Source organism: Aurantiacibacter odishensis (assembly GCF_003605195.1).
GTDB lineage: Bacteria > Pseudomonadota > Alphaproteobacteria > Sphingomonadales > Sphingomonadaceae > Alteraurantiacibacter > Alteraurantiacibacter odishensis.
Map to the genome: position 1 here is coordinate 84593 of NZ_QYOS01000025.1, position 18471 is coordinate 103063.

Below are 18471 nucleotides of genomic sequence, written 5' to 3' on the forward strand. Positions count from 1 at the left end.
CCTTTATCATTCGGCTGCCATCGCTTCCGCTTCGCCCAGGTCCACACTGACCAAGCGAGAGACGCCGCGTTCCACCATCGTCACGCCGAACAGGCGGTGCATGCGGCTCATGGTCACGGCGTTGTGGGTTACGATCAGGTAGCGGGTCTTGGTATCGCGGTTCATCGCGTCCAGCAGGTCGCAGAAGCGTTCGATATTGGCGTCGTCCAGCGGGGCATCCACCTCGTCCAACACGCAGATGGGGGCGGGGTTCGTCAGGAACAGGGCGAAGATCAGCGCCGTGGCGGTGAGCGCCTGTTCGCCGCCTGACAGCAGGCTTAGCGACTGGAGCCGTTTGCCCGGCGGCTGAGCGTAGATCTCCAGGCCCGCTTCCAGCGGATCGTCGCTGTCCACCAGCGCAAGGTGCGCCTGACCGCCGTCGAACAGGCGGGCGAACAGCTTGCGGAAATGTCCGTCGACTTCCTCGAACGCCTTGCGCAGCCGCTCGCGACCCTCGCGATTGAGATTGCCGATGGAGCCGCGCAGGCGCGCGACGGCTTCGGCCAGTTCGGCCTGTTCGGCGGCACTTGCACCATGCTCGGCCTCGATCCGCTCCAGTTCGTCGGCAGCGACGAGGTTGACCGGCCCGATCCGCTCCCGGCTGGCGGTGAGGCGGTCCATTTCCTCGCTCTCGGCGGCGGAGTCTTTCACGCTTCCTTCGTCGAATTCGAACTTTGTCGGGAGCAACGGAGGCGGCGACTGGAAGCGCTCGCCCGAAAGCCGCGCCATTTCCTCGCGGCGCTGTTCCTCGTTCTCCGCGCGCGTAGCCAGCGTGGCGCGCGTCTCACGTGCGGCGGAGAGCGTTTCGTTGACGTCGTTCAGCCTCGCATCGGCGGCGCGGGCCTGTTCCTCGGCCTCGCGCACGGCGGTCTCGGCCTTGGCCAGTTCCTCGCCCAACCGCGCGCGCACGGCCTCGCCGCCCTCGATTTCCTTCATCAGCCCGGCCGGCTTGGCGGCGATCACGGCGCGCTCCTCGGCGATCTCCTCGAACCGGGCTTCCATGCCGGCAAGGCGGTTCGCTGCATCGCCTGCGCGGGCCTGCCAGGCGGCCATGTCCTTGCGCTGCGTGGCGACACGCTCGCGCGAAACGGCCAGCGCCTGGTCGTGCGAAGCGAGCGCTGCAGCGGCGGACTGGGCGGCCTCGCGCGCGGCCTCGTTCTTGGCGCGGGCGGCTTCCAATGCGGCGCGGCCGCTTTCGGGATCGGGCAGGTCGGCTTTCCTCGCCTTGGCGGCTTCGAGGTCGGCGAGTGCCGCTGCCTTCTGCTCGTCCAGGTCCTTGCCGCTAGTCGCCAGTTCCTCGCGCCGGGCGGCCAGGCGTTCGCGGCGCGCCTCCGCCTGATCGAGCGCGCGCAGAGCCTGCCGCTCGGCTTCGGACGCCTCGTTGATACCGCGCTCCTGCGCCACCAGGTCGCGCTGGAGGTCGGAGAGTTCCGCCTGTGCTGTGTCCTGAGCCAAGGTCGCTGTCTCGACAGCCTCGCGCAGCACGGGCAATTCACCTTCTAGCGCCGTAAAACGGTTGTCCGCTTCCAGACGCGCAGCCTCCGCAGCGCCTTCGCCGCGGGCGACGAAACCGTCCCAGCGGCGCAGGAACCCGTCCTTCGTCACCAGCCACTCGCCAGGCTTGAGGTTGCGCCCGTCATCTGTGTCGACCACGTGCACCAGCGCCAGCCGCGCGGCGAGTTCCTGCGGGCAATTGCGCACGTGCGCAGCAAGACTGTCGGCGACGGGGGAGGGAGGCTTCGAGCCTGTCCAGTAGCGACCTTCCGCCTTGGCATCGGGCGAACCCAGCGGTGCCTTGGCATCGCGGCCAAGCGCAGCAGCCAACGCGCGCTCGTATCCGGGCTGCGCCGACACGCGGTCGAGCGCGGCGGGCAAGCCATGGTCTCCCTTCTTCTGCCGCTCGCGCGCTTCGCGGTCGCGCTTCAGCGCCTGCCATTCGCGCTCCACGCCTGCGAGCTCGGCGCGGGCGGTGGATAGCTGCGAGGCGGCCTCGTCGCGCGTGGCGGCGAGTTCATCCTTGCGGGCGCGGGCCTGTTCCAGCCCCTCGCGCAGCTGCGCCAGCCGCGCTGCGGCCTTCTCGGCGCTCTTCTGCGCAGCGGTAACGTCCTCCTCGGGATCGCTTTCGCCCAGAAGCGCCGCGCGCTGATCCTCCAGCCGCCGGGCCTCGGCTTCCAGCCGGTCCACGCGTGACTGCGCCTGCGAAATCTCCGCCTCGGCGACGCGCCATTCGGCCTCGACACCGGCGTGGTCTGCCGTGGCCTTGGCCAGCGCGAGTTCCGCCTTGCGCCCCTCGCTCTCCGCCTTGTCGACGGCCTTGGCGATATCGGGGCGGTTTGCCTCGTCCGCCACCAGCGCCTTCGCGCCCTTGTCGAGCGCGGATTCCAGCTCTTTCAGGGCATTGGCGGCATCGCGCGTCATGCGGTCCGCGTCGATCTTGTCTTCCTCGAGGCGCGATTTCTGCCGGTCGAGGTCTTTAAGGCGCTGCTCTGCCGCTTCCAGCTGGCTGGCGAGGGCCGCCATGCGGTGCCCGTGGGCGCTGGCATCGTCGCGCCGGTCGGCCAGTTCGTCACGCAGTTCGTGGAGCTTTTCCGCGAGGGCCGCCTGCGTCTTCTGGGCCTCCTTCGCGGCGGCCTGCGCCTCGGCTACCGCCTCGTCAGCGCCCTTTGCCTGCCTGCGCGCCGCATCTGCTGCAGCGGCGGCATCGCGCCAGCGGGCGAAGACCAACCGCGCCTCGGCCACGCGGATCTGGTCCGACAGGGCCTTGTAGCGCTCTGCCTGCTTGGCCTGCCGCCTGAGCGAACCGATCTGCGAATCGAGGCTCGACATCAGGTCTTCGAGCCGCTCGAGGTTCTTCTCCGTGCTGCGCAGCTTGCTCTCGGCATCGCGGCGGCGCACGTGCAGGCCGGCGATGCCCGCCGCTTCCTCCAGCATCATGCGCCGTTCGGTGGGCTTCGCAGCGATGACCTGCGCAATCTTGCCTTGGCTGACGAGGGCGGGCGAATGCGCGCCGGTGGCGGCATCGGCGAACAGCAGGCCGATATCCTTGGCACGCACGTCGTTGCCGTTCAGGCGATAGGCGCTGCCTGCACCGCGTTCGATCCTGCGGGTGACGTCCAGCGGTTCGCCTTCGTCGTCGACTGCGTGCAGCACGACTTCGGCGAAATCACGCGGCGGGCGGCTGGCAGTGCCGGCAAAGATCACGTCTTCCATGCCGCCCGATCGCATGGACTTGGGAGAATTCTCCCCCATCACCCAGCGAATGGCTTCCAGCACGTTGGACTTGCCACAACCGTTGGGGCCAACGACGCCCGTCAGGCCGGGTTCTATGCGCAGTTCGGCGGGCTCTACGAAGCTCTTGAAGCCGCTAAGTCTGAGCTTGCGAAACTCCATAAGCGCCCGCCGCTACCCCTTATCCCTCTGCCGGGCGCGCGCCTGCGGTCTGCAGCACGGCTTCCAGGTCTTCCCAGCTGCGTTCTTCCAGAACGCGGCCGTTGAGGATGAAGGTGGGGGTGGCATCGACGCCCAGTTCCTCGGACTGCTGTTCCGAACGTTCGCCGATGGCCATCACTTCTTCGGTATCGGCGAGGCAGGCGGCGGCCTGATCACGGCTGATGCCGCGGGCGGCGAAGAAATCGAGGAAACCGGCAGCGTCGGCAATGGCGACGAAGCGCTGCTCGTCCGGCACGTCAGCCAAGTTGGCAAGCTGCGCCTGCGCGCCCTGCATCTGGCCCATCACGCCGTCGAAGTTCTTCCACACCTGGTCGGCCAGCGGATGGAAGCTTTCCGGTGCGGAGCAGCGCACCAGCGCCGCCAGCGTCAGGTCGAAAGCGTTGTGCACCTGGTTGCGCAGTTCGAACGAGACGACGCCGGTGGAGACGTATTGCTCCTTCAGCGTGTCGGCTCCGGTCTGCGCGAAATTGGCGCAGGCGCCGCAGGTGAGCGAGCCGTATTCGATGAGCTTGAGCGGCGCATCGGGGTTGCCCATAAGGTAGCCGTCTGCGTCCGTCACCTGCACCATGTCGGTCCACGCCTGGCCATCAGGTGCGGCGATCTGCTCGATCGGCTCGCTGGAGGTGAGTTCGCCCTCCGCGCTGTCGCCACATGCGGCGAGGCCCAGCGCCAGCGGCGCAGCGAGGGTGGCGAAAGCGATACGGCGCGAAATGGTCATGGCAATAATCTTCCCGTCATGATCTTGGCCGGCCCAATCAGGCGAATGCGCAGTTTAGAACCGGATGGTTGGTGTTTGGAAAGCGCCTCTATGCGTAAATTGGCGCTTTTGCACAGGCTTGTCCCCTATTCGGTCTGCCCTATTCGTTATTCTGCCGCGCGGCGACGAGCGCCTGGCGCAGCGGCTGCCACGCGTGCACGCCTTCCAGCAGGGTGCCGTTTAGCACGAAGCTGGGAGTGCCCGGCACGGAATATTCGGCAACATTGGCTTCCGATTTCTCGGCGATTTCGGCGGCGCGGTTCTCGTCGTTCAGGCACGCGGACACTTCGCTGGCGGAGTAGCCGCGGCCTTCCATCAGATCGTCGAGGCCGAGGTCCGATGCGATGGCGCGCATCCGGCTGCCCACGGTGCCGCTGGCCCAGCGCGCGGTCTGCGCCTGGGTGAGGCCGCGGGCCGTGGCGAGCCAGTCGTCTTGCGTTGCCAGTACGGCCTTGTGGTTATCGAAGAAGCGCGCCGGATCGCCGCATTCGGTGAGCAGCGCAGCGGCAAGGTCCACCGGGTTGCGTATCATGTGCCGCACTTCCACCGCTGCGTAGCCTTCGTGGACGTAGTGATAGCGCAGTTCCGGCTCCGCTTCCCTGTCGAAAGTGGCGCAGTGGGGGCAGGTGTAGCTGATGAATTCGATGATCTGCAGCGGAGCATCGGGATCGCCGACACGGTATCCCTGCTCCGTCTCGACAACTTGTGCATTCCAGTTCTGAGCCGTGGCCGGAGCCATCGGCACGGCCATGGCCACCAGCGCGGCGGCTGCCCAGCGTATCATCCCTGTTCGTCCTCTTCCTTCTGCGCGACCGTGCGCGCGAGTGATTCCAGTACCGCCCGCAGTTCGGGGTCGCCGATATCACGCAAGCTGTCTCCCAGTTCCATCGGAATGGGCTTGAGCGAGGGCGGAGCGGTTCTTTTCTCCTGAGCAGCAGGCGGCTTAACCGCACCTTGCCGCATCTTCACCTTGGCCACGGCGCGGTAGCCGAAGAAGCGGTTCACCCGCTCCATGATTTCGGGGATCACGTGCTGGATCAGCGGCGCGTGGGCGGGCAGCACGACGAGTTGCAGGATGCCCTCGCTCTTTTCGCCGGGCGGGAAGCGGATGCTTTCGGGCGCGCAGACCTTCGCGTGGTGCTCCCCCACGATTTCCGGCCAGCGGGTAACGACGCTCGATTGCACGAAGCCGTAGCGGCGAAAGGCCGCGCGGCCGATCTGCGGCACCAGTTCGGACACTGGCCTTGCCGGGCCGCCACGCGGGCGCTGGTAGGGCTTGGCGCCTTTCTTCGGTGCCTTGCTTGCAGTCTTCCCCGATTTCGATGGTGTGTCGCGTTCCATGGCTGGCGCTCCCATGCCATAGGCGAGGCGTGTCCGCCACCGTTTCAGACAAGCTTTTGGCCTGGTACGACAGCCACGCCCGCGCCCTGCCGTGGCGCAGCGCACCCGGCTCTCCCGCGCCCGATCCCTATCGCGTGTGGCTCTCCGAAGTGATGCTGCAACAGACGACCGTTGCCGCCGTCGCGCCCTATTTCGCGAAATTCACCGAGACCTGGCCCACGGTGGAGGCGCTGGCCGCTGCGCCGGAGGACGACGTAATGGCCGCCTGGGCGGGCCTTGGTTACTATTCGCGGGCGCGAAACCTGGTGAAATGCGCGAGGGAAGTGGCAGCGCGCGGCGGCTTTCCCGAGACCGAAGCCGAATTGCGCAAGCTGCCGGGGCTGGGCGCCTATACCGCGGCGGCGGTGGCGGCGATCGCCTTCGGAAAACGCGCCGTGGTGGTGGATGCCAACGTAGAGCGGGTGGTGTCCCGCCTGTTCGCCATTCGCGAGCCGCTGCCTGCCTCGCGCCCGGCGATCCGCGCAGCGACCGATACGATCACGCCGGAGGAGCGCGCTGGAGATTTCGCGCAGGCCATGATGGACCTTGGCGCCACCATCTGCACCGCCCGCGATGCGAGGTGTCTGCTATGCCCCCTCAATGCCGATTGCCGCGCGCGGGCGGAGGGCGATCCGCTGGAGTTGCCGGTGAAGGCGAAGAAGAAGGCCAAGCCCAGCCGCACGGGGACGGCTTTCTGGATCGAGCGGGAGGACAGGGTATGGCTGGTGAAGCGCCCCGGCACGGGAATGCTGGGCGGAATGCGCGCCCTGCCGGACGATGGCTGGTCCGCCCGCGGCGACGGCGAGGGCGATGCCCCGGTATCGGGCGCGTGGAGAGCGGCAGGGGTAGTGCGCCATGGCTTCACACATTTCGACATCGAACTGGGCGTGGCCGTTCACGCGGGCGACGATCCTTCACCGCATGGCGAGGGCGAGTGGTGGCCCGTCGACACTATCGACGATGCCGGATTGCCGACACTCTTCCTGAAAGCAGTCCGGTTGGTTCTGGCGGGCCGGGAAACGGAATAGCTGCATCGGTGGGCGTAGCACACCGCAAGGCCACGCGGCCGCCCCGCAGCGGGCGCAGCAACACTGCGCATCTAGCGAGGACGCTCACGCGGAGGCGTGAGCGCAAGACGAGCTTAGAAAATCCCGCCGCCCAGCGTCAGGCGCACGGCTGCGATCAGCAGCACGATCAGGCAGAAGTTGCGGCCCGAATTGCTGCTGGAGAGCTGGCCGATCACCACGCCCACCACGATGAAGGGCAGGGCGATCCAGTTGGCCCAGCCCAGCAGCGGGATCTGCGCGGGGATGACGATGAGCAGGGACAGCAGTCCGACGAGAATCGAGATGATGTTCAGCATGTGTTATAGATAGGTAACACAGCAGATGGGTGCAAGGTTGCAGCATCCATTTTCGCTGCCTAAGCCTTGCGCCACGCTACACGCTTGCCGAAGGTCGCTTGCCCCATGCTCCACGAATCCCCCTCCCAGTTCGTTTCCCGCCGCACGATGCTGCGCTCCTCCGCCATGCTCGGCGCGGGGGCTGTCGCAGCCTCGCTGCCCTTCGCCGATCCGGTGTTCGCGCGCGAGGCGGCCGCCACGCGCTGGCCCACGGTTGCCAACTTCGTGAACGGCTATGTCGAGCGCGACATCGTCGCCTGCATGGTGGCGCGCATGGGCCTAGGCCAAGGCGAGGCAGATACCATTGCCGCAGGTACGCGCACCTTCGGCGGACGCGGCGCGGTGGACGCGGACACGCTGTTCCGCATCTATTCGATGACGAAGCCGATCACCGGCATGGCAACAGTCATGCTGATCGACGATGGCCTGCTGGAACTGGATCAGCCGCTGGCCGACGTATTGCCTGCCTTCGCCAATATGCAGGTGCAGCGCCGGTACGACGGCCCGATCACGCGCGACAATCTTGAGCCTGCGGCGCGTCCCATCACTATCCGCCACCTGCTCACCCACACGGCGGGCCTTGGCTATACCATCGTGCAGGGCGGGCCGATCAGCGCCGCCTATCGCGCCAACGGCATCGTGCCGGGTAAGGTCAGCAACATGGCCATCGCGCAGGAGATTTTCGGCGGACAGCCCGCTCGCTCGCTAGCGGACTTTGCCGACGGACTTGCAGAACTGCCGTTGGTCTACCAGCCGGGCACGCGCTGGAGCTACTCGGTCAGCCTTGACCTGCTGGGCCGGGTGATCGAGGTGGTGAGCGGACAGTCGTTTGACAGCTTCCTGCAAGAACGCATCTTCACGCCCTGCGGCATGACATCCACAGGTTTCCGCGTGGATCGCGACGACGTGCAGCGTTTTACCGGCAACTATTTCCTGCTGGGCGGCATACCCGTGCCGATCGACCTGCCGCAAAGCTCGGTCTACCTCGACGAACCTGCCTTCCCCTTCGGCGGGGCGGGGCTAGTCTCCAGCGCGCGCGACTATGACCGTTTCCTGCAGATGCTTGCCGGTCGCGGGGTGATCGAGGGCACGCAGGTCGCCAGCGAAGCGGCAGTGGCGCTCGCCACGTCGGACCTGTTCCCTAACACGCTGGCCGTGAACGGCAGGTTCGAGCGGAACGGACGCACCTTTGGCTTTGGCGCGGGCGGGCTTGTCGGCACGGACGATGCGGCAGGACTGTTCGGGTGGTTCGGCGCGGCTGGCACCGTCGGCCTCGTGAACACCAACTGGGGCCTGCGCCACACGCTGATGACGCAATACATGCCCGCCGACGCCTACGACGTGCAGGGCGATTTCCCGCTGGCCGTGGCGAATGACATGGCCGCCCTTTCGCGTAGCTTGCCCCGTTCCGTTGATTGAGGCTGATTTGACCACACCGCTCGCTTTCACCGGTCACGATCTCGACCGCGACGATCACGCCCGCGCCGATCCTGCGCAACTGGCGCAGCTTCGTGCAAGGGACGATGCGCGGCTAGTGGCTCTCGATGGCGTGATGCCCCGTTTCGATGGCAACGCTCTGCTGACCACCGATCTTTCGGGGGTGAGCAAGGATGCGGAACTGGTCTATCTCGGCCTGCGCGCCGGGGCGCCGCTCTTCGTCGCTGTGCCGCCTGAGGGTGATATGCGCCAGGCCGTCACCATGCGCGAGACCATGATGGCGCTGATGCAACTACCGCCAGAGGAACTGGCCCTGTTCGGCGGCGCGCGCTCGATCGCGGACTGGCACGCGCGGCACCGATTCTGCGCCCGCTGCGGTGAACGCACGCAGATCGCCAAGGGCGGCTGGCAGCGCAACTGCGAGTCTTGCAAAGGGCAACATTTCCCGCGTGTCGATCCGGTCGCGATCATGCTGGTGGAGCACGACGGCGCGCTGCTTGTCGGGCGCGGGAAGGGCTGGCCGGAACGCAGCTATTCCGCGCTTGCCGGTTTCATCGAGCCGGGAGAGAGCATCGAGGAAGGCGTAAAACGCGAGGTTTGGGAAGAGGTAGGCGTGCGCGTGCGCGACGTGTCCTACATCGCCAGCCAGCCATGGCCGTTCCCCAGCCAGCTGATGATCGGCTGTCACTCCTACGCCGACAGCCGCGATCTGACCATCGACGAGACCGAGATCGAGGACGCGCGCTGGTTCACCCGCGAGGATGTGGCCGATGCCATGGCGAACCCGAAGGATGCGCAAAGCTTCCTGCCGCCGCCGCGCACGGCTATCGCGAATTACCTGTTCGAATACTGGCTGGAGAACATGGCATGAGCCATCCGATGATCGTCGATATCTGGTCCGACGTGATGTGCCCGTGGTGCCTCGTTGGCTGGCGCAGCTTTGCCGAGGGCGTGCGGCTGGCGGGCAGCGACGTGGAGGTGACGATCCGGTGGATGCCCTTCGAACTCAACCCGCAGATGCCGCCCGAGGGCAAGTTGCAGGCCGAGCACCTGGCCAAGACCTACAACCGCAGCGAGGACGAGATTGCCGCGATGCGCGCCGAACTGGAAGGCGCGGCGGAGCGCGTAGGTTTTTCTATCTCGTGGCAGGGGGAGGGTGAGGAACCGCCTGCGATGATGTGGAACACCTTCGACTGCCACAAGCTGCTGCGCTGGTCGCTGGCGGCCTATGGTCCGGCAGAGCAGACGAGATTGAAGGAGGCGATGTTCGCCGCGCACTTCCAGCAACGCCGCAACATGGCGGACCGGGACGTTCTAGTGTCGTTGTGCGAGAACGCGGGCCTCGATGGCAAGGCAGCGCGTGAGGCACTGGATGACGAGGCGCTGGAACTGGCCGTGCGCGCAGAGGAAGAGCGCGGCGTATCGGGCGGCATCTCCGCCGTTCCGACTTTCGTCATCAACCACAAGTACATGCTGCAGGGCGCCCAGGAACCGGAAGGGTTCGCGAACGCCCTGCTGAAAATCGCTTCGATGGAAGCGGCGGCCTAATTACGAATCGTTGCGCTCGTCCTGGATGGCGGCGCGGGTCTTGGGGCCCTTCTTCGCATCGTCTGATGGATTGTCGCTGCCCACTTCGGGCTCCCGGTTGTCGGGATCGGTGGCGCGATTGATCTCGTCACGCGTCCCCACGCGGGTGTTCACTGCGCCGCCCGACCGGCTGCCCTGCGAAGGCGTGGCGCCGTCCTGCATGCTGTCGATCAGGTCATTGTCGGGGTGGCGGCTTTGGCGTTCTGGCATTTGCAGTCTCCTTTCCCGATCAACGGGATGGGGAGGGGCAATGTTCCGAACGGATTTCCAAAGTGAATTGGAAGGCTCAGGTTCGCGACAGGCGTTTTGGGGTAAGGAAGTTGATCGAAGCGCCCAGCGTCGAATGCTTGACCACCTTTTGCGCTCCCTGCGCCACGTAATCGCCGTTGTCCTCTACCCGCAAGGCAAAGGCGCTTTGGGAATACGACGGACGACAGGCTTCGTGCAGCCGGCGCATCAATTTCTGATCCAAGCGCGAATCCTTCGAGTTCTTCATGGCGGTTGAACCGCCTGCGACAGACTTTGTTCCGCCTTCTGTTGGCGATTTATGCTGCAATGCACAACGGTGTTGCGGCGTGATAACTTACGGATTTCGAAGCAAATGTATCAGATGAGACCCAGCCGCTGGAGTTTTCCAGCCAGCTTGCCGGGCAGCACGTCGCCGATCTCCTCGCCCTCTTCCAGATCGCGTGGTGGCTCTCCTTTCAGGTATCGCCATCCCTGGTGCGCGCGCTTGGGCCTCGGCATCACGCGCACGAGGTTGGGCTCCAACTCGATCAGCCAGCGACCGTTGTCGGTTTGCGAAAAGCCGAGGATCTTCGAGCGCGCGACGATATTGTGCTGGTGAATCCAGAACAGCGATCCGCCTATGCACTCCTCCCAGCGGGTGGGGCGATAGCGGGTGGTGACATGGGGACTGCGCCGCCCGGCATACCAGCTTTCGATATCGGCAAAGCTCGCGGCGCCGAAAGCGATCTTGGTCAGGTGGGCGGGCATGGCGACTAGATAGGCACTCGGATGCCTGCCTCAAGACTTGCATAGCGGCCCGCGCCGTCGCAGTCTGCGGCAAAGGATCAGGAGAGGGGATTTCTATGCGTAAACTGGTAGCCGCAACTGCGGCGATGGCACTCATCGCGGGCACCGCGCAGGCCGAGGAACACGAGACGGCGGAAACGGCGGAAACGGTGGAGCAGCTGTACACCGATCCGGACGCAGGCGCGCTCACCGGTCTCACCACCGCCATGGTTCGCGACGCGGCCGACCTCGTCACCGAAGGCAAGGTCTATCGGCTGGGCGTGGTCAGCGGGCCGGAAACGCCGGTCTGGGGCGATCGCACCTATTCGATGGAAATCTTCGACCTCGGCGTGAACGGGCCGAACAAGGTGACCGGCCACGATGACCGGGTGGAAACCCACCTCGGCATCGGCACCCAGATCGACGGGCTTGGCCACATCGGGCTCGACGGCGTGCACTACAACGGTGTCGCCAACTCTGAAATCATGCGCGAGGACGGTCTGGTCCGCTACGGCGCGGAAAACATCCCGGCCATCGCCACGCGCGGCGTGATGATCGACATGGCGGCCTACAAGGGCGTGGACATAAACGAGCCGATGGATTCGTTCAGCGCCGCCGATGTGCAGGCCGCGGCGGAGGCGCAGGGCGTCACCGTTCGTGCGGGCGACGTGGTGCTGATCCACACCGGCTGGCTGAACCGGATCGACGAGACGGACGTGTTCATCAACCAGGCGCCCGGCATCAATGCCGATGCGGCGGCGTGGCTGGTGGAGCAGGGCGTGGTGGCCGTGGGATCGGATTCGGCAGGCGGCGAAACCAACGCGCCCGATCCCGAAGGCCGCGTCCTTCCCGTCCACGCGATGCTGATTGCCGAGAACGGCATCTACATCCTCGAAACAGTCGATACCCGCGAATTGGCAGCAGACGGCGTGCACGAGTTCTTCTTCGTGCTTGGCGCGCCGCGCCTGCAGGGCAGCGTGCAGGCGATCATCAATCCGGTTGCGATTCGCTAGCCGGTCGCGCGGTCTTCCCTTGGGGCAGGACGGCTTTGTGCAGCCCGCTCCAGCCTGTCGCGCGTTTCGGCAATGAACTGTCGCACGAGGTCTGCGGTGTCCTGAGCGGCCTGCCGATGGCCCTTGCGATCATCCTCGATCTGCCGGGGTTGCCAATCGAGTGTGTAGGACATGAGCCTGATGCGCAGAGTCCCGAGCCGATCCTGCAGTTCGTCATGCAGAGCGGCCTGTGCTGGCGCGTTCAGGTCCTCGCCGAGAGTGAGCAGCAGGGTGTTGAACTCGGCGGCGAAACGTTGGCGCAGTGCAAGGATCGCCAAGAGATCGGGCGGGGTGTCTGCAAGAGTCGCGGATACCAGCAGGTGGTATACGTTCTCCAATCGATCGAGCGACTCAAAAGAATACAAGCAGCGGTCTCCGACTAGGGAATACGACCGCTGTTACAGTTCGCATGATCCGGGTGGTTTCCGGTCGATATAATCAACCGGATTGCGACTGGTTCCTAACTGAAGGAAGTCGCCCCCGAAGGACAGAAAGCATTTATACTTAACGGCTCACCCGAACAAGCGAGACGGGAAGCTTTGATGCTAACCAAGCCTTTCGATAACCACCACGCTGGAGCCGCTGTTGTCGCCGTACTTGGCCAGATGCGGGCCGTATTCTTCGCAGAGGATCTTGACCTTTCCGGCCTCGACACTGCCAGGCACCAGGCTGGAATAGTCCGGGTCCTCCAGGCTGAGGTCGTTGAGCGAGAACGCCAGTAGCGCGCCGGGTTGCATCAGGCCCAGCAGGTCGTCGTAGACGAACGGCGGGGCTGCGCCCTTGCTGATGACGCCGACGGCGGTGAAGACGGGGTATTCGCCAAGCTGCGCGTTCAGCGAATTGTCGGGATCGACATGCTGCAGCTTGCGATAGACGTTCGTCTCGCGCGCCCGCTTGAGCATTCCTTCAGAAAGGTCCGCGCCGTCGATGGTGGTGAAACCGGCATCGGCCAGCGCCTGCCCGGACAGACCCGTGCCGCAGCCGTAGTCGAGGATCGGGGTGTCGCGATCGGGGACGAAGCGGGCCAGCGTCTTTGCCAGTCGGCTGGGCGTGAGGTAGCCGTTGCCGACAACATCGTCATCGTAATGCTCCGCCCATTCGTCATAGATCTCGCGCATCTCGGAATTGCCGGATGCTTGGTAAACCCTGTCCAGGTGCTTGTTCGCCATGTGGATTTCCCTGTTCGCCATGATGGTGTCGGGGTGAAAGTGCAGGTTGCACTAGGACTCGAATGGGCGGGCCTTGCCCATGTTCCGAAATACCTCGAAGTGGCCCCTTCACATGGGAGGACAGTTACATCGACACGAGGCCGCTCGCGACGGCAAGGCCGAGGAAAGCGAAGAAGCCCATGGAATCGGTGATCATGGTCACGAACACGCTGGAGGCGACGGCAGGGTCCTGATCCAGCCGCTCGAACGCGACGGGCACCAGCACGCCGGCCATGCCCGATACGATGATGTTGATAACCATGGCCGCCGCGATAACGCCGCCCAGTTGCGGGGTGAAAATCGCCGCCGTCGCCAGCCCGATCAGCACCGCGATGGTCGCGCCGTTCATCAGCGCGACTTTCAGTTCGCGCAACACGAGCCTGCTCGTATTCGACTTGGTCAGCTGGTTCATGGCAATGGCGCGTACGGTCACGGCCATGGTCTGCGTGCCTGCATTGCCGCCGATGCTGGCGACGATCGGCATCAGCACGGCAAGCGCCACCAGTTGCTCGATCGCCGCTCCGAAATAGGCGATGATGGCGCTGGCCACTACGGCAGTGCCGAGGTTCGCCACCAGCCAGCGCACGCGCGCGGAGTAGGCATCGCGCAGCGGCTCGTTGATGTCGCCTTCGCCCGCGCCGCTCATCAGCAGGGCATCCTCGCCCGCTTCCTCGGAAATGATGTGGACGATATCGTCGACCGTCAGCTGGCCCACCAGCCGCCCGTTCTCGTCGACCACGGCGGCGGAGATCAGCGCGTATTTCTGGAAGCGCAGGGCCACCTCTTCCTGGTCCATGCCGACAGGAATCAGCGTCTGGTCACGCTTCATCACGTCGGTGATCTTCACGGAACGGGGCGTGCGCAGGATCCACGACAGCTGACAGGTGCCGAGCGGGTGGAATCGGTGATCGACCACGAAGACTTCCCAGAACTCTGTGGTCAGGTTCTCCTCGCTACGCAGGTAATCGATCAGGTCACCCACTGTCATCGAATCGGGCACCGCGATCAGCTCGCGCTGCATCAGGCGGCCGGCGGTTTCTTCCGGGTAGGCGAGGGCGGTCTCGATGACCGCGCGATCCTCAGCCTGTACTTCGGCAAGAATGGCGCGCTGGTCGCCCTCGTCGAGATCCTCGATCAGCTGGACGGCATCGTCGGTGTCGAGCTGGCCGACGATCTCCGCCACTGCTTCGGGCGGCAGGTCTTCCAGCATGTCCTCGCGGACATAGTCGTTCAGTTCGGCCACCACCTCGCTGCTCATCAGGTCGGTGATGGCGGCGGCCAGCTCGCGGCGATCCTCCCGCTCCAGCAGTTCAAACAGGTCGGCGATGTCGGCGGGGTGAAGCGGTTCTACGAGGTCGTAGGTACTGTCCTCGTTATCGTCCCGCAGGCTCTCGCGAACCTGCCGAACGAATTCGGGCTTCAGCCGATTCTCCTCGTCGAACTGCTCGCCTTCGCCCTGCTGGGCTGCCTCTGCGTCATGTTCGTGGAGATCGGTTTCGGCCATGTCTGCGGGGTCTATGCACAATGGCCGCAAAAGCAAGGCGGGGCTTCAAGGGCGTGGTGACTTTCCTCGCACGATCATCTAGGCGGCGGGCAACCCGATCACAGGAGATACGTAAATGGCCGATGAGAAACTGACTTTCACCCTCGATTGCGGAGACGGGAAGGGCGGCGATGTCGTCATCAAGCTGCGCAGCGACGTTGCGCCCAACCACGTGGCCCGCATCACCGAGCTGGCGAAGGAAGGCTTCTATGACGGCGTGGTGTTCCACCGCGTGATCCCCGGCTTCATGGCGCAGGGCGGCGATCCCACCGGCACCGGCATGAGCGGTTCGGACAAGCCCGACCTGAAGCAGGAATTCAGCAACGTGCCGCACGTGCGCGGCGTGTGCTCGATGGCCCGCACGATGGATCCCAACAGCGCCAACTCGCAGTTCTTCATCGTGTTCGACGATGCCCGCTTCCTCGACAACCAGTACACCGTCTGGGGCGAGGTCGAGAGCGGCATGGAGCATGTCGACGCGCTGCCGACCGGCGAACCGCCCGCCAACCCGGGCAAGATCGTCAAGGCCACCGTCGCCTGATGTGAAAAGGGGCGCCCGCTGCGGCGCCCCTTTCTTTATGTGGTGAGGTGGCGGTGGGGCGATCAGCCCTCCGTCGGCACCACGTTGCGGCTCCGGATCAGCCACTCGCCGTCCACGCGCACCACGTCGTCCACGCCGCGGCCCACGGCGGCCACACGCGGCGCGGGTTCCACTCCGGCACCACCGCCGAACAGCGTCTGCCAGTAGTAGTGGACGCGGGCGTGATCGGTATCGACGAACTCGATCCGCTGGTTCGACATGATGTGGTACATGCCCGCTCCCGGCATCTCGCCGCGCGCGAACCGTCCGGCATTCCCTTCTTCCAGCGATGCGATCATTCCGCGCAGCGCGTCGCGGCCTTCCACGTTGTTGAACGAGCCGTCAGGGGTGAAGACCGAAGCATAGGCATCGGCATCGAGCGTGTCCGTGGCGCGGACGTAGCGCCACATCAGGTCCTCGATCGCGGCGCGGTCGGCCAGTTCCTGTTCCGGAGAGGCGGGAGCGGCGGATTGCGGCGGTGCCGATTGAGTTTGGGCGGGCGGCAGGGTGGCCGGGTCCCAGTGGACATCGGCCTTGCCGTCTACGAAGCGCCAGGTGTCGAACCAGGTGGTGGTGTAGGTATCCTCCGGATCGTCGCCGTAAGGTATCTCGCGCTTGATCAGCACCGTGACGAGATCGTCCTCCGCCACCACGTCCACGATCGGGCTGGTGAGTTCGCCGCAATCGTCGATGCGTTCCACCTTGGCGACTTCGGTGAAGTAGTAGACCACGCCCTCCAGGCCGGAAGCGGCCATCGGGTTGTGCTGGATATAACGGTCGGTCAGCCACTCGCCCGCGCGATCCCACTGGTTGCACTGAAGCAGTTCGCGCATGATGTGCAGCGCCGCCTGCTTGTTGCGGTGCAGTTCGGGGTCGTCGCTGGTGAACAGGCTTTCCGGATCGGGGTGCGCCACGACCGGATCGTTCAGCGCCCGCATCTGCGCGGCGGCAGGCGTGGCAAGCGTTACGGCAGCGGTGGCGGCAAGCAGGGTTGCAAGTTTCATCGGACAGTCCTCCCTTGTTGACTTTGCCCGAAGATGCCCGATTTCATCTCCTCACGCTAGAGGCCAGATTATAGCCCTGCGTTGACGATCCAGTCATGGAAGATCCGTACCGGCCGCGCTGCCAGATCGGCGGGTCGGCAGACAAACCAGTACGAATACGGACTTTCGATCTGCTTGTCGAAGATGCGCGCCAGTCGCGGATCGTTGATGCGGTTGAGGTGATCGTCGTGCATCATGGCGATGCCCATGCCCTGCGCCGCGGCCTCCAGGATGATCTGCCCCGAATCGTAATGGTCGATGGCGGCAGGTTGCAGCTTTTCCAGCCCCAGCGCCGCTTTCCACGCATCGAAGCTCATCACCATGTCGGTGTGGAGCAGGAATGTTTGCTGCGACAGCACGTCAATTCCGGGGTTTTCTCCTATCTCCTCGACAAGTTGGGCGCTGGCGATGGCGTGGACCGTGTTGTGATCGAGCTGTACCGAATAGAGCGAGGAATCTGGCCGGTGCGTCAGCGTGATCGCCGCGTCCAGCGTGTCGCCCACGCGGTCGATCAGGTGCGGGCCGGTGTCGATATCGAGGTGCAGGCGCGGGTGCGCCTTGCGCAGTTCTATCAGCCGGGGGAACAGTCGCTGCGTCCCGAACAGCGGCATCACGCCGAGGCGCAGACGCATCAATTGCAGGTTCTCGCTCTGCGTTTCGACGGCGGCTGCCAACGATTCCAGATGCGGGGCTACGGCATCGTAGAACGCGCGCCCCTCGTCCGTCAGTCGCATGGTCTGCCCCGAACGCGAGAACAGCTTGCGCCCGGTGAAGCTCTCCAGGTTGCTGATCCGGCGCGACAGGGCCGACGGGCTGAGACCCAGTTCCGTCGCCGCCGAACGCGCCGAGCCTAGCCGCACCACGCGAATGAAAGCCTCCAGGGCGCGCAAGGGCGGAAGACGACGCATACGCACAATGTCGAGGGAAAACTGGTCTCTGTCGAGATCAAATTTGCAGCCGCAGCGGCTTTTTGCCGCACTGCACCCAAAAACTGTGCAGTGCGAAGCACTTGACCCCAGGCTCGCGTCTCAGGCCTCTTCTGTCTCGCGTTCCCGGTCGGGGCTGTGGAGCCGCAGGCGCGTGACGTGGGTCTCGTCGCCAGCCGTCACCTCGATGCGCCATCCGCTCGGATGGGTAAGGATGGTGCCGGGCTGGGGCACCTCCTCCGCCAGCACGAAGGCAAGACCGCCCAGCGTGTCGACGGCTTCCTCGACCTCGGCCAGCGCCGGATCGCCGACAACCTGGGCAACGTCGTCCAGTTCCACGCTGGCATCGGCATCCCACACACCTTCGTCGACGGCCACCACCTGCTCGATGGGGGCCTCGTCGTGCTCGTCCTCGATCTCGCCGACGATTTCCTCGACCAGGTCCTCGATCGTGATGATCCCGTCGGTGCCGGAAAACTCGTCCACCACGATGGCAAGGTGTACGCGGCGCTGGCGCATGTCGGCCAGCACGTCCAGCGCGCCGCGCGCCTGCGGCACGTAGAGCGGCTGACGCATCATCGTGGTCCAGTCGGGCGGCGGGGCCTTGCCGCTGGCGAGAACGGCGAACACGTCCTTCAGGTGCATCATGCCGATCACGTCGTCCAGCTGGTCGCGGTAGACGGGCATACGGGAAATGCCGTGCTCGGCAAACAGACCCACCATCTCTTCCCAGGGCACGGTGGCTTCCACCGCGATGATCTCCTTGCGCGGGATCGCCACGTCGTCGGCATCGTGCTCGCTGAAATGCAGCAGGTTGCGCAGCATCGTCAGCTCGACGGAGGACAAGTCCCCCTTCGAAGGCTGCTCGCCACCGTTGGCAGTTTCGTCCTCGTGCTCGTCGATGGCCTCTTCCAGCTGCGCGCGCAGGCTGGTGTCGCCCTGTTCTTCAAACAGTCCGCGGATCGCGTTCCATAAGCCGCCCCCAGTACCTGAGGGGCTGCTACTCTCCGATTCTCCGTTTTGGGAATCGTCAGGTCTGTCGCTATCGGGCAT

Annotated in this window: 20 protein-coding genes; 6 read left to right on the forward strand and 14 right to left on the reverse strand. The window is 65.2% G+C overall.

Going from position 1 to position 18471, the window contains the following annotated elements:
• Positions 1 to 6 precede the first annotated feature (6 nt).
• The 4 genes from smc to D4Q51_RS12275 all read right to left on the reverse strand — a co-directional run bounded on the left by smc (position 7) and on the right by D4Q51_RS12275 (position 5587).
• Positions 7 to 3429 carry a chromosome segregation protein SMC gene (gene smc / locus D4Q51_RS12260; RefSeq protein ID WP_120078061.1) on the reverse strand — a complete coding sequence of 1141 codons (3423 nt, stop codon included), beginning with the start codon at positions 3427 to 3429 and terminating at the stop codon, positions 7 to 9.
• Between the two features lie 19 nt (positions 3430 to 3448).
• Positions 3449 to 4207 carry a thioredoxin domain-containing protein gene (locus D4Q51_RS12265; protein ID WP_120078062.1) on the reverse strand — a complete coding sequence of 253 codons (759 nt, stop codon included), beginning with the start codon at positions 4205 to 4207 and terminating at the stop codon, positions 3449 to 3451.
• Positions 4208 to 4346: 139 nt separating this feature from the next.
• Positions 4347 to 5030 (reverse strand): DsbA family protein, encoded by a 684-nt coding sequence (locus D4Q51_RS12270; protein ID WP_120078063.1) that lies wholly within the window; start codon positions 5028 to 5030, stop codon positions 4347 to 4349.
• Positions 5027 to 5587, reverse strand: coding sequence for a DUF721 domain-containing protein (locus D4Q51_RS12275; protein ID WP_120078064.1), 561 nt, complete (start codon positions 5585 to 5587; stop codon positions 5027 to 5029). Before D4Q51_RS12275 ends, D4Q51_RS12270 begins: the two co-directional genes overlap by 4 nt.
• Between D4Q51_RS12275 and mutY the strand changes: the two genes are divergently transcribed.
• Complete coding sequence (mutY, locus tag D4Q51_RS12280) at positions 5569 to 6654, forward strand: A/G-specific adenine glycosylase (RefSeq protein WP_120078065.1); 1086 nt, start codon at positions 5569 to 5571, stop codon at positions 6652 to 6654. The two genes, D4Q51_RS12275 and mutY, sit on opposite strands and share 19 nt — an antisense overlap.
• Positions 6655 to 6767: 113 nt before the next feature.
• On the opposite strand, the gene D4Q51_RS12285 is transcribed toward mutY, so the two are convergent.
• Positions 6768 to 6989, reverse strand: a complete 222-nt coding sequence (locus D4Q51_RS12285; protein ID WP_120078066.1) for a hypothetical protein — start codon at positions 6987 to 6989, stop codon at positions 6768 to 6770.
• Between the two features lie 105 nt (positions 6990 to 7094).
• Here D4Q51_RS12285 and D4Q51_RS12290 point away from each other — a divergent pair, with 105 nt between their 5' ends.
• The 3 genes from D4Q51_RS12290 to D4Q51_RS12300 are packed head-to-tail and all read left to right on the forward strand — an operon-like array spanning position 7095 to position 10013.
• Positions 7095 to 8447 carry a serine hydrolase domain-containing protein gene (locus tag D4Q51_RS12290; protein WP_120078067.1) on the forward strand — a complete coding sequence of 451 codons (1353 nt, stop codon included), beginning with the start codon at positions 7095 to 7097 and terminating at the stop codon, positions 8445 to 8447.
• A 7-nt stretch (positions 8448 to 8454) separates the two neighbouring features.
• The gene (nudC, locus tag D4Q51_RS12295) at positions 8455 to 9336 is read left to right on the forward strand and encodes an NAD(+) diphosphatase (protein ID WP_240624713.1); all 882 of its coding nucleotides are present in this window, start codon (positions 8455 to 8457) and stop codon (positions 9334 to 9336) included.
• Positions 9333 to 10013, forward strand: coding sequence for a DsbA family oxidoreductase (locus D4Q51_RS12300; protein ID WP_120078069.1), 681 nt, complete (start codon positions 9333 to 9335; stop codon positions 10011 to 10013). Before nudC ends, D4Q51_RS12300 begins: the two co-directional genes overlap by 4 nt.
• On the opposite strand, the gene D4Q51_RS12305 is transcribed toward D4Q51_RS12300, so the two are convergent.
• From D4Q51_RS12305 to D4Q51_RS12315, 3 genes are all read right to left on the reverse strand, one after another.
• The gene (locus D4Q51_RS12305) at positions 10014 to 10262 is read right to left on the reverse strand and encodes a hypothetical protein (protein ID WP_120078070.1); all 249 of its coding nucleotides are present in this window, start codon (positions 10260 to 10262) and stop codon (positions 10014 to 10016) included. It lies immediately after the preceding gene.
• A 76-nt stretch (positions 10263 to 10338) separates the two neighbouring features.
• Entirely contained in the window at positions 10339 to 10548 is a 210-nt protein-coding gene (locus D4Q51_RS12310; protein WP_120078071.1) for a hypothetical protein, read from the reverse strand.
• A gap of 110 nt (positions 10549 to 10658) precedes the next feature.
• Positions 10659 to 11048, reverse strand: a complete 390-nt coding sequence (locus D4Q51_RS12315) for a DUF1489 family protein (protein WP_120078072.1) — start codon at positions 11046 to 11048, stop codon at positions 10659 to 10661.
• A gap of 95 nt (positions 11049 to 11143) precedes the next feature.
• Here D4Q51_RS12315 and D4Q51_RS12320 point away from each other — a divergent pair, with 95 nt between their 5' ends.
• A complete protein-coding gene (locus D4Q51_RS12320) occupies positions 11144 to 12079 on the forward strand; it encodes a cyclase family protein (protein ID WP_240624714.1) in 936 nt (311 codons plus the stop codon).
• Here D4Q51_RS12320 and D4Q51_RS12325 read toward each other — a convergent pair.
• The 3 genes from D4Q51_RS12325 to mgtE all read right to left on the reverse strand — a co-directional run bounded on the left by D4Q51_RS12325 (position 12076) and on the right by mgtE (position 14830).
• Positions 12076 to 12483 carry a hypothetical protein gene (locus tag D4Q51_RS12325; RefSeq protein ID WP_162925314.1) on the reverse strand — a complete coding sequence of 136 codons (408 nt, stop codon included), beginning with the start codon at positions 12481 to 12483 and terminating at the stop codon, positions 12076 to 12078. The two genes, D4Q51_RS12320 and D4Q51_RS12325, sit on opposite strands and share 4 nt — an antisense overlap.
• 180 nt (positions 12484 to 12663) lie before the next feature.
• Positions 12664 to 13287, reverse strand: coding sequence for a class I SAM-dependent DNA methyltransferase (locus tag D4Q51_RS12330; protein WP_162925315.1), 624 nt, complete (start codon positions 13285 to 13287; stop codon positions 12664 to 12666).
• Between the two features lie 124 nt (positions 13288 to 13411).
• The gene (gene mgtE / locus D4Q51_RS12335) at positions 13412 to 14830 is read right to left on the reverse strand and encodes a magnesium transporter (protein WP_120078075.1); all 1419 of its coding nucleotides are present in this window, start codon (positions 14828 to 14830) and stop codon (positions 13412 to 13414) included.
• Between the two features lie 115 nt (positions 14831 to 14945).
• Between mgtE and D4Q51_RS12340 the strand changes: the two genes are divergently transcribed.
• The gene (locus tag D4Q51_RS12340) at positions 14946 to 15410 is read left to right on the forward strand and encodes a peptidylprolyl isomerase (protein ID WP_120078076.1); all 465 of its coding nucleotides are present in this window, start codon (positions 14946 to 14948) and stop codon (positions 15408 to 15410) included.
• A 62-nt stretch (positions 15411 to 15472) separates the two neighbouring features.
• Here D4Q51_RS12340 and D4Q51_RS12345 read toward each other — a convergent pair whose 3' ends face one another.
• The 3 genes from D4Q51_RS12345 to D4Q51_RS12355 all read right to left on the reverse strand — a co-directional run bounded on the left by D4Q51_RS12345 (position 15473) and on the right by D4Q51_RS12355 (position 18471).
• Positions 15473 to 16453 (reverse strand): nuclear transport factor 2 family protein, encoded by a 981-nt coding sequence (locus D4Q51_RS12345; RefSeq protein WP_120078077.1) that lies wholly within the window; start codon positions 16451 to 16453, stop codon positions 15473 to 15475.
• A gap of 68 nt (positions 16454 to 16521) precedes the next feature.
• Positions 16522 to 17400: a LysR family transcriptional regulator gene (locus tag D4Q51_RS12350; protein ID WP_120078078.1), complete on the reverse strand. Its 879-nt coding sequence runs from the start codon at positions 17398 to 17400 to the stop codon at positions 16522 to 16524.
• 120 nt (positions 17401 to 17520) lie between these two features.
• Positions 17521 to 18471, reverse strand: coding sequence for a hemolysin family protein (locus D4Q51_RS12355; protein WP_120078079.1), 951 nt, complete (start codon positions 18469 to 18471; stop codon positions 17521 to 17523).

Bases quoted from the DNA above. Each gene is read 5' to 3' on its own strand.
- D4Q51_RS12285 (WP_120078066.1), bottom strand. From the start codon at position 6,989: ATGCTGAACATCATCTCGATTCTCGTCGGACTGCTGTCCCTGCTCATC.
- D4Q51_RS12270 (WP_120078063.1), bottom strand. From the start codon at position 5,030: ATGATACGCTGGGCAGCCGCCGCGCTGGTGGCCATGGCCGTGCCGATG.
- D4Q51_RS12275 (WP_120078064.1), bottom strand. From the start codon at position 5,587: ATGGAACGCGACACACCATCGAAATCGGGGAAGACTGCAAGCAAGGCA.
- D4Q51_RS12300 (WP_120078069.1), top strand. From the start codon at position 9,333: ATGAGCCATCCGATGATCGTCGATATCTGGTCCGACGTGATGTGCCCG.
- D4Q51_RS12265 (WP_120078062.1), bottom strand. From the start codon at position 4,207: ATGACCATTTCGCGCCGTATCGCTTTCGCCACCCTCGCTGCGCCGCTG.
- D4Q51_RS12305 (WP_120078070.1), bottom strand. From the start codon at position 10,262: ATGCCAGAACGCCAAAGCCGCCACCCCGACAATGACCTGATCGACAGC.
- mutY (WP_120078065.1), top strand. From the start codon at position 5,569: ATGGTGTGTCGCGTTCCATGGCTGGCGCTCCCATGCCATAGGCGAGGC.
- D4Q51_RS12345 (WP_120078077.1), bottom strand. From the start codon at position 16,453: ATGAAACTTGCAACCCTGCTTGCCGCCACCGCTGCCGTAACGCTTGCC.
- D4Q51_RS12350 (WP_120078078.1), bottom strand. From the start codon at position 17,400: ATGCGTCGTCTTCCGCCCTTGCGCGCCCTGGAGGCTTTCATTCGCGTG.
- D4Q51_RS12355 (WP_120078079.1), bottom strand. From the start codon at position 18,471: ATGCCCGATAGCGACAGACCTGACGATTCCCAAAACGGAGAATCGGAG.
- D4Q51_RS12290 (WP_120078067.1), top strand. From the start codon at position 7,095: ATGCTCCACGAATCCCCCTCCCAGTTCGTTTCCCGCCGCACGATGCTG.
- D4Q51_RS12310 (WP_120078071.1), bottom strand. From the start codon at position 10,548: ATGAAGAACTCGAAGGATTCGCGCTTGGATCAGAAATTGATGCGCCGG.
- smc (WP_120078061.1), bottom strand. From the start codon at position 3,429: ATGGAGTTTCGCAAGCTCAGACTTAGCGGCTTCAAGAGCTTCGTAGAG.
- D4Q51_RS12340 (WP_120078076.1), top strand. From the start codon at position 14,946: ATGGCCGATGAGAAACTGACTTTCACCCTCGATTGCGGAGACGGGAAG.
- D4Q51_RS12330 (WP_162925315.1), bottom strand. From the start codon at position 13,287: ATGGCGAACAAGCACCTGGACAGGGTTTACCAAGCATCCGGCAATTCC.
- D4Q51_RS12320 (WP_240624714.1), top strand. From the start codon at position 11,144: ATGCGTAAACTGGTAGCCGCAACTGCGGCGATGGCACTCATCGCGGGC.
- D4Q51_RS12315 (WP_120078072.1), bottom strand. From the start codon at position 11,048: ATGCCCGCCCACCTGACCAAGATCGCTTTCGGCGCCGCGAGCTTTGCC.
- mgtE (WP_120078075.1), bottom strand. From the start codon at position 14,830: ATGGCCGAAACCGATCTCCACGAACATGACGCAGAGGCAGCCCAGCAG.